General features: G+C 61.9%; 18 protein-coding genes and 1 tRNA gene. 10 read left to right on the top strand and 9 right to left on the bottom strand.

The annotated features are described in order from the left end of the window. Nucleotides 1-2: 2 nt before the first annotated feature. The 4 genes from AC1DJO_RS13465 to AC1DJO_RS13450 form a co-directional block, all read right to left on the bottom strand. On the bottom strand, nt 3-776 hold the full coding sequence (locus AC1DJO_RS13465) for an HvfC/BufC family peptide modification chaperone (protein ID WP_477971054.1): 774 nt from the start codon (nt 774-776) through the stop codon (nt 3-5). Nucleotides 777-785: 9 nt separating this feature from the next. Next, nucleotides 786-1,640 (bottom strand): MNIO family bufferin maturase, encoded by an 855-nt coding sequence (bufB, locus tag AC1DJO_RS13460; RefSeq protein ID WP_477971052.1) that lies wholly within the window; start codon nt 1,638-1,640, stop codon nt 786-788. Between the two features lie 65 nt (nt 1,641-1,705). After that, nucleotides 1,706-1,993 (bottom strand): BufA1 family periplasmic bufferin-type metallophore, encoded by a 288-nt coding sequence (locus AC1DJO_RS13455; RefSeq protein ID WP_112385121.1) that lies wholly within the window; start codon nt 1,991-1,993, stop codon nt 1,706-1,708. 44 nt (nt 1,994-2,037) lie between these two features. Beyond that, nucleotides 2,038-2,307 (bottom strand): BufA1 family periplasmic bufferin-type metallophore, encoded by a 270-nt coding sequence (locus AC1DJO_RS13450; RefSeq protein ID WP_112385122.1) that lies wholly within the window; start codon nt 2,305-2,307, stop codon nt 2,038-2,040. A gap of 227 nt (nt 2,308-2,534) precedes the next feature. Here AC1DJO_RS13450 and AC1DJO_RS13445 point away from each other — a divergent pair, with 227 nt between their 5' ends. Beyond that, nucleotides 2,535-3,101 (top strand): sigma-70 family RNA polymerase sigma factor, encoded by a 567-nt coding sequence (locus AC1DJO_RS13445; RefSeq protein WP_477971050.1) that lies wholly within the window; start codon nt 2,535-2,537, stop codon nt 3,099-3,101. Further along, entirely contained in the window at nt 3,088-3,723 is a 636-nt protein-coding gene (locus AC1DJO_RS13440) for an NrsF family protein (protein WP_477971048.1), read from the top strand. Before AC1DJO_RS13445 ends, AC1DJO_RS13440 begins: the two co-directional genes overlap by 14 nt. Before the next feature lie 65 nt (nt 3,724-3,788). On the opposite strand, the gene AC1DJO_RS13435 is transcribed toward AC1DJO_RS13440, so the two are convergent. Further along, nucleotides 3,789-3,875 (bottom strand) — tRNA-Leu (locus AC1DJO_RS13435). 194 nt (nt 3,876-4,069) lie between these two features. On the opposite strand from AC1DJO_RS13435, the gene AC1DJO_RS13430 reads away from it, so the two are divergent. Further along, nucleotides 4,070-4,507, top strand: a complete 438-nt coding sequence (locus AC1DJO_RS13430) for a BA14K family protein (RefSeq protein WP_112385380.1) — start codon at nt 4,070-4,072, stop codon at nt 4,505-4,507. 3 nt (nt 4,508-4,510) lie between these two features. Here AC1DJO_RS13430 and AC1DJO_RS13425 read toward each other — a convergent pair whose 3' ends face one another. Then, nucleotides 4,511-4,804, bottom strand: a complete 294-nt coding sequence (locus AC1DJO_RS13425) for an Rdx family protein (RefSeq protein WP_477971046.1) — start codon at nt 4,802-4,804, stop codon at nt 4,511-4,513. A gap of 116 nt (nt 4,805-4,920) precedes the next feature. Between AC1DJO_RS13425 and AC1DJO_RS13420 the strand changes: the two genes are divergently transcribed. Genes AC1DJO_RS13420 through AC1DJO_RS13410 form a run of 3 tightly spaced genes read left to right on the top strand, consistent with a single transcriptional unit; the run spans nt 4,921 to nt 6,743 of the window. Next, complete coding sequence (locus AC1DJO_RS13420; protein ID WP_477971044.1) at nt 4,921-5,667, top strand: type 1 glutamine amidotransferase; 747 nt, start codon at nt 4,921-4,923, stop codon at nt 5,665-5,667. A 7-nt stretch (nt 5,668-5,674) separates the two neighbouring features. Next, a complete protein-coding gene (locus AC1DJO_RS13415) occupies nt 5,675-6,229 on the top strand; it encodes a sugar O-acetyltransferase (protein WP_477971042.1) in 555 nt (184 codons plus the stop codon). A 55-nt stretch (nt 6,230-6,284) separates the two neighbouring features. Continuing rightward, nucleotides 6,285-6,743, top strand: a complete 459-nt coding sequence (locus AC1DJO_RS13410; protein WP_477971040.1) for a GFA family protein — start codon at nt 6,285-6,287, stop codon at nt 6,741-6,743. On the opposite strand, the gene AC1DJO_RS13405 is transcribed toward AC1DJO_RS13410, so the two are convergent. From AC1DJO_RS13405 to lepA, 3 genes are read right to left on the bottom strand one after another with little or no spacing between them, the layout of a single operon-like run. Then, the gene (locus tag AC1DJO_RS13405) at nt 6,740-7,039 is read right to left on the bottom strand and encodes a CcdB family protein (protein ID WP_477971038.1); all 300 of its coding nucleotides are present in this window, start codon (nt 7,037-7,039) and stop codon (nt 6,740-6,742) included. The two genes, AC1DJO_RS13410 and AC1DJO_RS13405, sit on opposite strands and share 4 nt — an antisense overlap. Beyond that, complete coding sequence (locus tag AC1DJO_RS13400; RefSeq protein ID WP_477947294.1) at nt 7,039-7,269, bottom strand: type II toxin-antitoxin system CcdA family antitoxin; 231 nt, start codon at nt 7,267-7,269, stop codon at nt 7,039-7,041. The genes AC1DJO_RS13405 and AC1DJO_RS13400 overlap by 1 nt, the downstream gene beginning before the upstream one ends. 57 nt (nt 7,270-7,326) lie before the next feature. After that, the gene (gene lepA, locus AC1DJO_RS13395) at nt 7,327-9,162 is read right to left on the bottom strand and encodes a translation elongation factor 4 (protein WP_112385130.1); all 1,836 of its coding nucleotides are present in this window, start codon (nt 9,160-9,162) and stop codon (nt 7,327-7,329) included. A 131-nt stretch (nt 9,163-9,293) separates the two neighbouring features. Between lepA and AC1DJO_RS13390 the strand changes: the two genes are divergently transcribed. The 4 genes from AC1DJO_RS13390 to recX all read left to right on the top strand — a co-directional run bounded on the left by AC1DJO_RS13390 (nt 9,294) and on the right by recX (nt 12,059). Beyond that, nucleotides 9,294-9,863 (top strand): helix-turn-helix domain-containing protein, encoded by a 570-nt coding sequence (locus AC1DJO_RS13390; protein ID WP_477971270.1) that lies wholly within the window; start codon nt 9,294-9,296, stop codon nt 9,861-9,863. Between the two features lie 17 nt (nt 9,864-9,880). After that, on the top strand, nt 9,881-10,402 hold the full coding sequence (locus AC1DJO_RS13385) for an N-acetyltransferase family protein (RefSeq protein ID WP_477971036.1): 522 nt from the start codon (nt 9,881-9,883) through the stop codon (nt 10,400-10,402). Between the two features lie 71 nt (nt 10,403-10,473). Further along, nucleotides 10,474-11,499 carry a histone deacetylase family protein gene (locus AC1DJO_RS13380; RefSeq protein ID WP_477971034.1) on the top strand — a complete coding sequence of 342 codons (1,026 nt, stop codon included), beginning with the start codon at nt 10,474-10,476 and terminating at the stop codon, nt 11,497-11,499. Nucleotides 11,500-11,504: 5 nt separating this feature from the next. Next, nucleotides 11,505-12,059: a recombination regulator RecX gene (gene recX / locus AC1DJO_RS13375; protein ID WP_477971032.1), complete on the top strand. Its 555-nt coding sequence runs from the start codon at nt 11,505-11,507 to the stop codon at nt 12,057-12,059. Nucleotides 12,060-12,115: the final 56 nt, after the last annotated feature.

The following is a 12,115-nucleotide window of genomic DNA, read 5'->3' as shown; positions in this document are numbered from 1 at the left end:
TCTCATTCATCGTCTGCTCCTGTGGATAGGCCGGTGAATGCGCCTGCCTGCAGCGCTCCGGCAAGGTTGGCGGAAAGGTCGAAATCAGCAGCAAGCGACAGGGCCTCACCCGCGGCTGCGGCAAGCGTGGCGCCTTGCGCGAGGGCATTGAGGAAGACGGCACCGCCCGGGGGCAACCGGTGAACCTCGACGATCATCTCAGGGCGGACGACCAGCGCATCCTCGCCCCGCCAATCCTCGATCGGGCCAAATGCCATCTCTCCGGCGTTCATCGCCCATATCGTCACGGCAGGGTGTTCCGACCGGAGGACGGATAGCGACGGGTGAGGGGAGAAGGTCAGCCTGGCCGTCTGCTCGGCGGGCACCGAAGCCAGCATCTCCGCCACCATCGGCGCGGCATCGGCGGCGTGATAGGCCCTCCCGCGCGCCGCCTCCAGCCGGATCACGTCAGGCAGATAGGGGATCTCCTGTGCCGGTTCGAAGCTCTCGACGAAATCCGCGAAATCATTGCCGTAGGAGAGAAGCAACGGCGAGCGCGGCGGATGAAGCAGCACGAACTCGTGCGCCATCGCAGCGAAGAACTCCGCGCCGGTGATCCTTTCCGCTACCGGAAAGCGCGAAACAATCGCGCCGATCAGACCCGAAATCACATTGTTGCGGTAGACGCCGAAGCGGCGGGGCGGCTGTGCAGTATTCCAGGAGACAAGCTCTGCGGGCACCGGCAAATCGTTGTCTCTCAGCGCAGAAGCAAAATGTCGTTGTGTGGTGATCGACATGGTCTTACCTCACGCCGCGCGCAGCTTGGCGGCGCGCGCCAGGATTTCGCCTGCGGCTTCTGCCTCGGCTCTCAGAACCGGCCAGTCCGGAACGTCATTGTCCCACTCGACGAGGCTCGCGATCGGGCCGGTGCGGCCAATCAGTTCTTCGTAGAGCGCCCACACCGGATCCTTGACCGGCGTATCGTGCGAATCGATCAGCAGCGGCGCGCCGTCGTCATCCACCGTTTCGGAATGGCCACTGAGATGGATCTCGCGCACGGACTGAACCGGAAAGCGGGAAAGATACGCCCGCGGATCGATATTGTGGTTCGTCGCGGCAACGAAGACGTTGTTGACATCCAGCAGCAACCCGCAGCCGGTGCGCTTGACGATCTCGCTCAGAAACTCGGTCTCCTCGAGCGTGCTTTCGGCAAACAGCAGGTAGGTGGCCGGGTTTTCCAGCAGCATCTGCCGCTGCAGCACATCCTGCACCTGCGAGATATGATCGGAAACGCGCGATAGCGTTTCCCGCGTATAGGGAAGGGGCAGCAGGTCGTTGAGGAAAACCGTGTCATGCGAGGACCAGGCGAGATGTTCCGAGAAGCTCTCTGGCTCATAGCGGTCGCAGACGGTTTTCAGCCTTCGCAGATGGTCGGTATCGAGCGGCTGCATCGAGCCGATCGACAGGCCGACGCCGTGGATCGACAGCGCATAGTCCTCGCGCAGCTTGCCGAGCTGAGCGTGCGGTGGCCCGCCATCGCCCATGTAATTCTCGGCATGAACCTCGAAGAAGCCGACCGGCTGGCGGGCAGCGATGATGCTGGCAAAATGCTCGGGCTTGAAGCCCACGCCGGGGCGGCCGGCAAGTGCGGAGGGTTTCATTCCATTTCTCTCCGGTTGGTCCGGCGGCGCCGTCGGTGGCGCCGCCTCTTGTCGACGGAAGCAGATCAGACCGGGGCCGGCCCCTGCGTCAGCGATCCGGTGCCATCAGGCGTCTTCATCGACATGCAGGTGCCTGCTGGCACCAGCTTCCAGGCGTTCTTCTGGTAGTCGATCTTAGCCGTTCCGGCGCAGGTCGTGCCCGGGCCTGCGGCGCAGTCGTTCTGCCCCTTAAGCGCGATGCCGTAGCATTTCTCTTTCGCGGCATCCTGGGCCGAAGCGGTCGTTACGCTGCCGATCAGCGAGAGCGCTGTGGCGACCGAGGCCGCAAGCACGGTGACAGGTAGTTTTGTCATGGGTCTTCTCCGGTGTGGTGAGTTTCTGGGGGCGTTCGGAACGGTCAGGCCGGGGTCAGCGAACCATGGCCCTTGGGCGTCTTCATCGAGACGCAGGTGCCGGCCGGAACGAGCTTGAAGGACATCTTGTCGTAGCTGACCGTCGATTTGCCGGCGCAATCATGCTTGCCGGCGGCGCAATCGTTCTGCCCCTTCATGGCGACGCCGTAGCACTTTTCCTTGTTGTCGGCGGCGGATGCTGCCGGCGCTGCAATGGTTGCGAGCGCCGAAGCGATGGAGCCTGCCAGTGCAAGCGTGACGATGCTGTTCTTCATGGTTTCATCTCCGTAAGATTGCCGAGCCGTGATTGGCTTGCATGGTGGGCTACGGAGCGGCGGCAGCCGTTGTTACAGCGCCGTCCTGGAATTTTTGCGCCGGAAGCTCTTGCCGTTTACGGGATGGCAAGCGAAAACCCTGAAAACAAAGGCATCCGCGTCTGTTCGAAATATTTGAGATGCGGCAGTAACAAAAATGTGTGCCCATCCGTAGAGGACTATGTCGGGTGAAACATTCGGCGCGTGAAGAGGAATGGGCAGGCTGGATGCGCAGCGCCATCGAGGGCGATACGCAGGCCTACCACCGCTTCCTGTCTGCCGTGACGCCCCACTTTCGCGCAATGGCGCGCCGGCGCTGCGACCAGTTCGGCGCTCCGGCGAGCGAAGCGGAGGACGTGGTGCAGGAGGTGCTGCTCGCCGTCCACCTCAAGCGCGGCACGTGGGATCCGGCGCGCCCGATCGGGCCATGGCTGTCGACGATCGTGCGCAACAAGCTGATCGACAGCCTGCGCCGCCGCGGCCGCCACATCGACGTTCCGATCGACGACGTCATGGCGACGCTCGAGGCGGAAGAGCAGGCAGGCAACCTGGACCGGCTCGACGCCGAGCATATGCTGGAGCGGTTGAAAGATCCGCAGCGCGATATCGTCCGCTCCATTTCGATAGAGGGGGCGGGAATACGGGAAACGGCCGAGAGACTGAAGATGACGGAAGGAGCGGTGCGCGTTGCGCTGCATCGCGCCCTGAAGTCGCTGGCAGCCTTATACCGGAGTGAGACGAGTGAAGACCGATGACCTGATCAGCATGCTTTCCAAGGACGCGCCGGTGCGGACCCGCCTGGGGCCGATGCTGCTTGGCGCGCTTCTCGGCGGCCTCGTCATCTCCGCCGCCCTGCTGCTGGCAACCATCGGCATTCGCCACGACATGGCAAGCGCCATCGAGACCGCGCGCGTTCTCTTCAAGATCGTCACGACGCTGACACTTGCCGTCACCGCCTGCGGCCTCGTGTTTCGCATCGGCCGCCCCGGCGTTCCGCTCAGGCTCTCAGCGCTCGGGCTGCTGATTCCGCTGGCGCTGGTGATAGTGGGCGTCGCAACCGAACTAACGGTCATCCCTGAGGACGCCTGGCGCACGGCGGTGATGGGCCGCAACGCGGCTTTCTGCGTCTTCTTCATTCCGGTTTTGTCGCTGGCGCCGCTGGCCGGCTTTCTCTGGGCGCTGAAGAGCGCCGCACCGTCAAACCCAGCCCTCGGCGGCGCAGCCGCTGGTCTCGCTTCCGCCGGCCTTGCAGCCGCGCTCTACGCGTGGCATTGCCCCGACGACAGCCCGCTGTTTCTGGCCACCTGGTACACGGCCGCAGCCACGGCCGTTACCGCGCTCGGGGCGCTGATCGGCTCGCGATATCTACGGTGGTGAAGAGAAAAATAGCGAGCTTACGGAAGCGGTTGCTACCGGCCTAAGCTGCTATTTTTAAATGGGAATGGTGCCCAGAAGAGGACTCGAACCTCCACACCCTTTCGGGTACCAGCACCTGAAGCTGGCGCGTCTACCAATTCCGCCATCTGGGCGACGGAGAGCCATGTACGGGGGTGGCTCTTTGCTGTCAACAGGGTTTTTGAAGTTTTCCTGACAGTATGTGAAAAAGAATTGCCGGGACGGTGCGAAAGGCCGCGTTCACGGGGAACTGAACGTTTGGCTTGCCGCTGCCGATGTTCGAACGGATGCCGTGACCTATATGAAAAGCATCGGAAAGGAATCACTGATGTCCGCTTTACGCAGCACCATCTTCGGCCTGGTTGCCGGTTTTCTGCCACTGGCCGCGCAGGCGGCGCCCGTGCCTGCGCCGTTTCAGGTGCGAAATCCAGATATTATCAATGTTCAATCGACGATGTGCGATTATCGCGGCTGCTTCGGTTTCGGACCGCAGCAATGGCATCGTCCTGCCTATGTGCAGCCGAACTACCGGCCGCGCGGCGTAACGGGGCCGACCTATTATCAGCCGAGAGCGCAAGCGCCACGCACAGGGCGGCCGGCGCTGTCCTATGACCCGGCACCGATCCGCAGGGTTCAGCCGGCGGCCAGGGATCAGGGCATGCATGCCGAATGGTGCCGCAACCAGTACCGGTCCTACAATCCGAAGACCGACCGCTTCGTCACCTACGAGGGCGTCTACAAGACCTGCAACTCGCCTTTCGACTGAACGTCAGCTTTCCAGCGATGCGCGGTCGGTATGGCCGAGATCGCGGCCTGGCTCGATGATGTCGCGCACCCGCTGTTTCAGCTCCTTCGGTCCGGGAAAGCCGCCGTCGCGCTTGCGCTCCCATATCAGGCCGCCATTCACCCTTATCTCGAAATTGCCGCCGGTGCCCGGAATGAGCGCCACTTCGCCCAGACTGTCGGTGAAGGTCTGCAGCAGTTCCTGAGCCATCCAGCCGGCACGCAGCAGCCAGTTGCACTGGGTGCAATAGAGAATGGTCACACGGGCTTTGTCGGTCATGCAGCGTTCCTTTCGATCTCTCTCCGATTTAGAAGTTTAGCCCGGTCCGCGCAATCTGGCTGCTTGCATGTCACTGCTGCTCATGATCACTTCCAGGTACGAAGCAGGAGATGGAAATGCGGGTTGCCGTCGTTGAAAACATGCCGAACACGCATATCGGCGCGCTGGGTGACGCCCTCCATGAGGCCGGTGCGGTGCTTGACTGGTTCCGTCCGTGGAAGGACCAGGCCCTGCCTGAAGGCCTCGACGGCTACGACGCGCTTGTAGTGCTCGGCGGTGAGCAGAGCGCTGTCGATGATGAGGATCATCCCTATCTGCCGGCGCTTACCGCTTTGATGCGCGAATTCGGCGATGCCGGGAAATCCGTGCTGGGCATCTGCCTCGGCAGCCAGGTTCTCGCCCGTGCCTATGGTGCTGAGAATATTCTGGACGCGACGCGCGAATTCGGCTGGACGCCCGTCGATGTTACAGAGGACGGGCTTGCCGATCCGCTCTTCGGCGAGATCGGCGATCGCTTCCCGATCTTCGAATGGCACTCCGATACCTTCACGCTGCCGCCCGGCGCCATCCGTCTCGCGTCGACGGCGGCTGTCCCCAACCAATGCTTCCGCATCGGCAGGGCCGTCTATGGCACGCAGTTTCATTTCGAAGCCAATTTGGAAGTCGTGACCAAATGGAATGCCGAGTTCCGTGATCTGCTCGAGAACATCGAGCCCGGCTGGCACGAACGGTTTCCGCAGACTGCGGCCAGACATGCCGCCGATGCCGATCAGGCTGGCCTCGCGATCGCGCGCGCCTTCATCGGCACCATCAGGCCGTCGGTCGCCTCGGAAGGCGCTGCAGACAGCCGCCTGAGCGCCTGAGGCAGCCATGGCCAGCGACTACGAGAAGATGGCGGCAGGTGAGTGGTACTGCTGTCTCGACGCCGAACTCGATCGTCTCCGGATCGCGGCACGCTATGCGGTGCATCAGCACAATACGATGGCGCCCGATGCGCGCGGCATGATCGCTCCAGCGCTGAAGGCCTTGTTTCGCGACGTGGCGGATGAGGTTTTCATCGAGGCGCCGTTCCATTGTTCCTATGGCATCAATCTGAGCTTCGGCGAGCGCGTCTATCTGAATGCCGGCTGCACGATCCTCGATTCCGGGCGCGTGCATATTGGCAGCCGCTCGATGCTGGGTCCGGGCGTTCAGATCTATTGCGCCGAGCATCACAAGGATCCTCAATTGCGTCGCCAGGGCATCGAGATCGCCCGTGCTGTCGTGATCGGCGAAGATGTCTGGATCGGCGGCGGCGCGATCATTCTCGGCGGGGTGACGATCGGCGATGGCGCGATCGTCGGCGCGGGCTCAGTGGTGACGAGGAACGTTGCTGCGGGCGAAACCGTGGTCGGCAATCCCGCCCGGTCGGTCAAGCGAGACTAGTGCTGGAAGCACCGCACAGGTTTCCTAGATCAGCAAGAGATAACAGGAGGAGAGGATGAGCGAGAACGCGTTGCCCTGGGAGGGTGGTTGCCGCTGTGGTCAGGTTCGGCTGAAGATCAGCGCCAAGCCGCTGTTGACCATGGCGTGCCACTGCACAGGCTGCCAAAAGATGTCGTCGAGCGCCTATTCATTGAGTGCTGCCATTCCGGCAGAGGGCTTCGAAGTCACCAGGGGCGAGCCCGTGATCGGTGGCCTTCACGGCCCCGAGGCGCATCATTATTTCTGCCCCTATTGCATGACTTGGATGTTCACCAGGCCAGAGGGCATGGACTGGTTCGTCAATGTCCGCGCCACGATGTTCGACGACACCAGCTGGTTCGCGCCCTTCATCGAGACCTGGACAAGCGAGAAGCTGGCCTTTGCCGAAACGGGAGCAAGACACAGCTATCCGGCATTGCCCGAAATGGATGCGTATGAGGGGCTGGTGAAGGAATATATGGCGCAGCCGGCTTAGAAGCCTTGGAAGAGAAAGTCGGTCGCGGCGATAATCCGGTGACTTTCGGACGTCAGATTTGCGATGGATTCGTCGAGCTCCGCGACCGAAATCGCTCCGGCGAATTGCGTGGCCATGACATAGGGCCTGCCGCGCAGCGTAAATTGCGGATTGAGCTGCCGCATGACACGTGAAAGTTCGTCCGGCGGCAGCATCGGCACCACCATTCGGGTCGTCAGTTCATCAAGTAGGTCGGACTGTAGGTCAAGAACAAGCGCATCGCTGTGGCGAAGGCTATAGACATGAAACCGTGCCACTAGAACTGCCGATATTTCTGCAGCGGCAGGCCGTGTTTTTCGACGTAGGCGTTGGAAGCTGCAATCGCCTCGGCATTTTCAATACGCCAAAGCCGCTCTCGCTCGACCTTTATGGCTTGCGCTATTCCATCTTCGGCAGCCCGTGACAAATTGATCTTGAGATCCTTCGCTTGTGTCACAAGCTCTTCGTCAAGCGATAAATTCGCTGGCTTACGGACATGTTGAGGCAAGGCGCTCTCCATAGCTGATGCGCAAAGAATATGCGCATCAGTTGGATTTGAGAAGCGCTATTCGTCCTTCATCTTCAGCGCGGCGATGAAGGCCTCCTGCGGGATGTCGACCTTGCCGAACTGGCGCATGCGCTTCTTGCCTTCCTTCTGCTTGTCCAGAAGTTTGCGCTTGCGGGTGGCGTCGCCGCCGTAGCACTTGGCGGTCACGTCCTTGCGCATGGCGGAGATCGTTTCGCGGGCGATGACGTTGCCGCCAATCGCCGCCTGGATCGGGATCTTGAACATATGCCGCGGGATCAGGTCCTTCAGCTTTTCGCACATGTCGCGGCCGCGCTTTTCGGCCGCCGAACGGTGGACCAGCATGGAAAGCGCGTCGACCGGCTCGCCGTTGACCATGATCGACATCTTCACGAGGTTGCCCTCGCGATACCCATGCAGATGGTAGTCAAACGAGGCGTAGCCTTTGGAGATCGACTTCAGGCGGTCGTAGAAATCGAACACCACTTCGTTGAGCGGCAGCTCGTAGGAGAGCATGGCGCGCTTGCCGACATAGGTGAGTTCGGTCTGGATGCCGCGGCGGTCCTGGCAGAGCTTCAGGATGCCGCCGAGATAGTCGTCGGGGGTCAGGATCGTCGCCTTGATCCAGGGTTCCTCGATCTCGGAAATCTTCACGACGTCAGGCATGTCCGCCGGGTTGTGCAACTCGCGCGTCGAGCCATCGGTCATCGACAGGTGGTAGACGACCGAAGGGGCCGTCGCGATCAGGTCGAGATCGAATTCGCGCTCGAGACGCTCCTGGATGATTTCGAGATGCAGCAGGCCGAGGAAGCCGCAGCGGAAACCGAAGCCGAGTGCGGCGGACGATTCCATTTCGAAGGAGAAGGAGGCGTCGTTGAGGCGCAGCTTGCCCATGGCAGCGCGCAGGTCCTCGAAATCGGCCGCATCGACCGGGAAAAGGCCGCAGAAGACCACCGGCTGGGCCGGCTTGAAGCCCGGCAGCGCCTGCGCCGTCGGCTTCTTGTCCTCGGTGATCGTATCGCCGACGCGGGTATCGGCCACTTCCTTGATCGAGCCGGTGAAGAAACCGATCTCGCCCGGGCCGAGGCTGTCGACAGCCAGCATCTTCGGGGTTAGCACGCCGACGCGCTCGACCTGATACTTGGCATCGGTACCCATCATGCGGATGGTCTGGCCCTTGGTCAGCACGCCATCGAGAATGCGCACCAGAACCATGACGCCGAGATAGGTGTCGTACCAGCTATCGACCAGCAGCGCTTTCAAAGGCGCCTTGTCGCCGCCTTCGCTCTTTGGCGCCGGCAGCTGGTGAACGATGGCTTCCAGAACATCCGGAATGCCGAGGCCGGTCTTCGCGGAAATCAGCACGGCCTGCGATGCGTCGATGCCGATCACTTCCTCGATCTGCTCGCGAATGCGGTCCGGCTCGGCGGCCGGCAGGTCGATCTTGTTGAGGACGGTGACGATCTCGTGGTTGTTGTCGATCGCCTGATAGACGTTGGCGAGCGTCTGCGCCTCGACGCCTTGGGAAGCATCGACGACAAGCAGCGAACCTTCGCAGGCCGACAGCGACCGCGAGACTTCGTAGGCGAAATCGACGTGGCCGGGCGTGTCGATGAGGTTCAGGATATAGGTTTCGCCGTTGTTCGCCTTGTAATGCAGGCGAACCGTCTGGGCCTTGATGGTGATGCCGCGCTCGCGCTCGATATCCATCGAATCCAGCACCTGTTCCGACATGTCGCGCTCGGCCAGGCCGCCGGTCGTCTGGATCAGACGGTCGGCCAGCGTCGACTTGCCGTGGTCGATATGGGCCACGATCGAGAAGTTGCGGATATGGTCAAGCGGAGTGCGGGTAGAATTGGTGCTCATGCGCGCCATATAGCAGCGCCTTCCCCTGACGCATAGGGGAAAAGCAGGAGTTTGTTTAGGATAAATGGCGGTGTCCGGCACCACTTGATTCCATCATCGGATCATGTATTTCTCGTATAGTAGAAATATGGGGTCGAATGTTGGAGCAGGAACTGGAAGCGGCGATCGGCGCCAGGATCCGCAGTCTGCGGCTGGAAAAAGGCCTGACGCTGGAGGATCTCGCAACCAGCTCCGGCGTCAGCCGGGCGATGATCTCGCGCATCGAACGCGCTGAGGCAAGCCCGACGGCCTCGCTTCTGGCGCGCGTCTGCGCAGCACTTGGCCTTTCACTCTCGACCTTCTTTGCGGAGGATGAAAGCGCGGCGTCACCGCTTGCCCGGCGTCACGAGCAACAAGTGTGGCGGGATCCGGAGACCGGTTATATTAGACGCGCCGTCTCCCCGCCCGGCACCACGTCGGACGTCGATATCGTCGACGTCGAGTTTCCGCCCGGCGCCCGCGTCAGCTTTCCGCCGCATGCGGCGAGCCACGGCATGACCCAGCATATCTGGGTCTTCGAGGGAGAGATGGAGATGACGGCCGGGGACAAGGTTCACCGTCTCTTTCCCGGCGATTGCCTCTTCATGCCTGTCGGCGAGGGGCATGTCTTCCACAATCCGTCGAGCAAGCCCGCCCGTTACTGCGTCGTGCTGAGCCGCAGTTCACGATGATATCCAGGAGATACTTGATGACTTCGATACGCCTTTTGACCGCCGACGAAGCCCGCGCTGCCATTCCAGAGCTCTGCGATGTGCTGGCGGATTGCGTCGCGGGCGGCGCCTCCGTCGGCTTCATGCAGCCCTATACGGCCGAGGATGCCGAGCCCTACTGGCAGGGTGTCGCCGAGAGCGTCGAAGCCGGGGTCAATCTGCTAGCCGTGGCTGTCATCGATGGCCGGATTCTCGGTACCGTTCAGGTTGGTTTTGCCACGATGCCGAACCAGCCGCATCGCGGCGACCTGAAGAAACTGCTCGTTCACCGCTCGGCGCGTGGTCACGGCCTCGCACGCCTCCTGATGGAGGCGATCGAGCAGGAAGCTGCCCGTCACGGCAAGCATCTTCTGGTTCTGGATACGGCGACCGGCAGCGACGCGGAAGCGATCTATCCGCGCTTCGGCTGGGAACGCGCCGGCGTGATTCCTGAATACGCGATGTGGCCGGATGGCGGCTATTGCTCGACGACGCTGTTCTACAAGCGGCTGGCTGTCTGAGCTGCTCCGCACCCATTGACAAATCGGCGCCTCACCGCGCCTTATCCGCGACATAACGAGGGGCATGCGCCATGCGCGTCATTTATTCCGAAGACCACAAGCTGCGTGACGCGAAGACCGAGTTGCACAACGGCCAGCTCGTCACGCCCTTTGAAGGTCCCTTCCGCGCCGAATGGATTCTGGATGCCGTCAAGGATGCCGGCTTTGCAGATGTTGCCGCACCGGTGCGCCATGGTCTGGAAACGGCCCGCAAGGTGCATGACGCCGGCTATCTCGATTTCCTGTCCAAGGCTTGGGACATGTGGGCGGCGACAGGCGCCGAAGGCGAGGCGATCCCGGCGTCCTTTCCCGTACGCCGCTCGACCTTGCGGGTGCCGACCGACATCGGCGCGCTTCTCGGCTATTATGCCAATGCGGCGGAGACCGCGATTACCAATGGCACCTATGAAGCGGCGATCGCCTCGATGCAATGCGCGATGTCGGGTGCCGACTGGCTGAATTCAGGCAATCGCTTTGCCTTCTCGCTCTGCCGCCCGCCGGGCCACCACGCCGGCATCGATCTCTTCGGCGGCTATTGCTTCATCAACAACGCTGCCGTCGCCGCGCAGCGCCTTCTCGATCTCGGCGCCAGGAAGGTCGCGATTCTCGATGTCGATTTTCACCATGGTAACGGCACGCAGGATATCACCTATCGCCGCGGCGACATCTTCTTCGCCTCGCTGCATGGCGAGCCCGCCAACGCCTTTCCGTATTTCTGGGGCTATGCGGACGAGACGGGTGAAGGCGAAGGCGAGGGCAGCAATGCCAACTATCCGCTGCCGCGCGGAACGGCCTGGCACGAATGGTCTGCGGCGCTTGCCGGCTCGCTCAGTCGCATCAAGGCGTTCGGCGCCGAAGCAATCGTCGTCTCGCTCGGCGTCGATACGTTCGAGCGTGATCCGATCTCCTTCTTCAAGCTCACTTCGGACGATTTCATCCGCATGGGAGCGATGATCGCGTCGACGGGACTGCCGGTGTTGACCTGCATGGAGGGAGGTTACGGCGTGCCGGAAATCGGCTTGAATGTTGCCAATGTGCTTAAGGGTCTGGAGGCTTAAACGGCTTGGAAGAGGAAACGCCGCCATCCGACGTGCCGACGCCGCGCATGTTCTCATGGGCGCGCAATTCGGCGATCTATCGCCTGGAGCGGCGGATGCATACGGAGAAGCAGCTGTTCGATGCAATCGCCCGCAAGGCGCGGCAGAAGTTCGAAGACATCAGCGAGGCGCAGGTCAAGGCGCTCGCCGAGTCTGCCGTGACGTTTGCCTATGATAACAAGGCGCTCGACGACACCGCCTATGCCGAGATCGGCACGCGCTCGCTCATGCGCAACGGCAAGTCGAAGCGCGCGATCGCCCAGAAGCTGTCGCAGAAGGGCGTGGCCAAGCCGACGGTTGCGGCCGCCGTCGCCGAAGCGGACGACCTTTACGCAGCCGTCGTTCTGGCCCGCAAGCGCGCCTTCGGCCCGTTCCGCAAGAGCGAGCTCGATGAGAAGCGCAAGGCAAAGGAACTGTCGGCTTTTGCCCGGGCCGGTTTCAGTTTCGATATCGGCAAGAAGGTTTTTGAGATGTCGCCTGACGATGCCGAAGAAGCGCTGGATACCGGGCGCAATCGCTAGCCATCAATAGAGCTTCTCCTCGCATCAGAAGTTTGAATTTGCCCCCGTCGTCCTGC

The organism is Rhizobium sp. 05N430 (assembly GCF_056396985.1).
Note: the sequence above shows the minus strand (reverse complement) of the source record. Positions and strands in the feature narration are given on the sequence as shown.

What these genes read in the sequence shown, in the direction of transcription:
- AC1DJO_RS13465 (WP_477971054.1), bottom strand. Translation starts at nt 776, where the DNA reads ATGTCGATCACCACACAACGACATTTTGCTTCTGCGCTGAGAGACAAC.
- bufB (WP_477971052.1), bottom strand. Translation starts at nt 1,640, where the DNA reads ATGAAACCCTCCGCACTTGCCGGCCGCCCCGGCGTGGGCTTCAAGCCC.
- AC1DJO_RS13455 (WP_112385121.1), bottom strand. Translation starts at nt 1,993, where the DNA reads ATGACAAAACTACCTGTCACCGTGCTTGCGGCCTCGGTCGCCACAGCG.
- AC1DJO_RS13450 (WP_112385122.1), bottom strand. Translation starts at nt 2,307, where the DNA reads ATGAAGAACAGCATCGTCACGCTTGCACTGGCAGGCTCCATCGCTTCG.
- AC1DJO_RS13430 (WP_112385380.1), top strand. Translation starts at nt 4,070, where the DNA reads ATGTCCGCTTTACGCAGCACCATCTTCGGCCTGGTTGCCGGTTTTCTG.
- AC1DJO_RS13425 (WP_477971046.1), bottom strand. Translation starts at nt 4,804, where the DNA reads ATGACCGACAAAGCCCGTGTGACCATTCTCTATTGCACCCAGTGCAAC.
- AC1DJO_RS13420 (WP_477971044.1), top strand. Translation starts at nt 4,921, where the DNA reads ATGCGGGTTGCCGTCGTTGAAAACATGCCGAACACGCATATCGGCGCG.
- AC1DJO_RS13415 (WP_477971042.1), top strand. Translation starts at nt 5,675, where the DNA reads ATGGCCAGCGACTACGAGAAGATGGCGGCAGGTGAGTGGTACTGCTGT.
- AC1DJO_RS13410 (WP_477971040.1), top strand. Translation starts at nt 6,285, where the DNA reads ATGAGCGAGAACGCGTTGCCCTGGGAGGGTGGTTGCCGCTGTGGTCAG.
- lepA (WP_112385130.1), bottom strand. Translation starts at nt 9,162, where the DNA reads ATGGCGCGCATGAGCACCAATTCTACCCGCACTCCGCTTGACCATATC.
- AC1DJO_RS13385 (WP_477971036.1), top strand. Translation starts at nt 9,881, where the DNA reads ATGACTTCGATACGCCTTTTGACCGCCGACGAAGCCCGCGCTGCCATT.
- AC1DJO_RS13380 (WP_477971034.1), top strand. Translation starts at nt 10,474, where the DNA reads ATGCGCGTCATTTATTCCGAAGACCACAAGCTGCGTGACGCGAAGACC.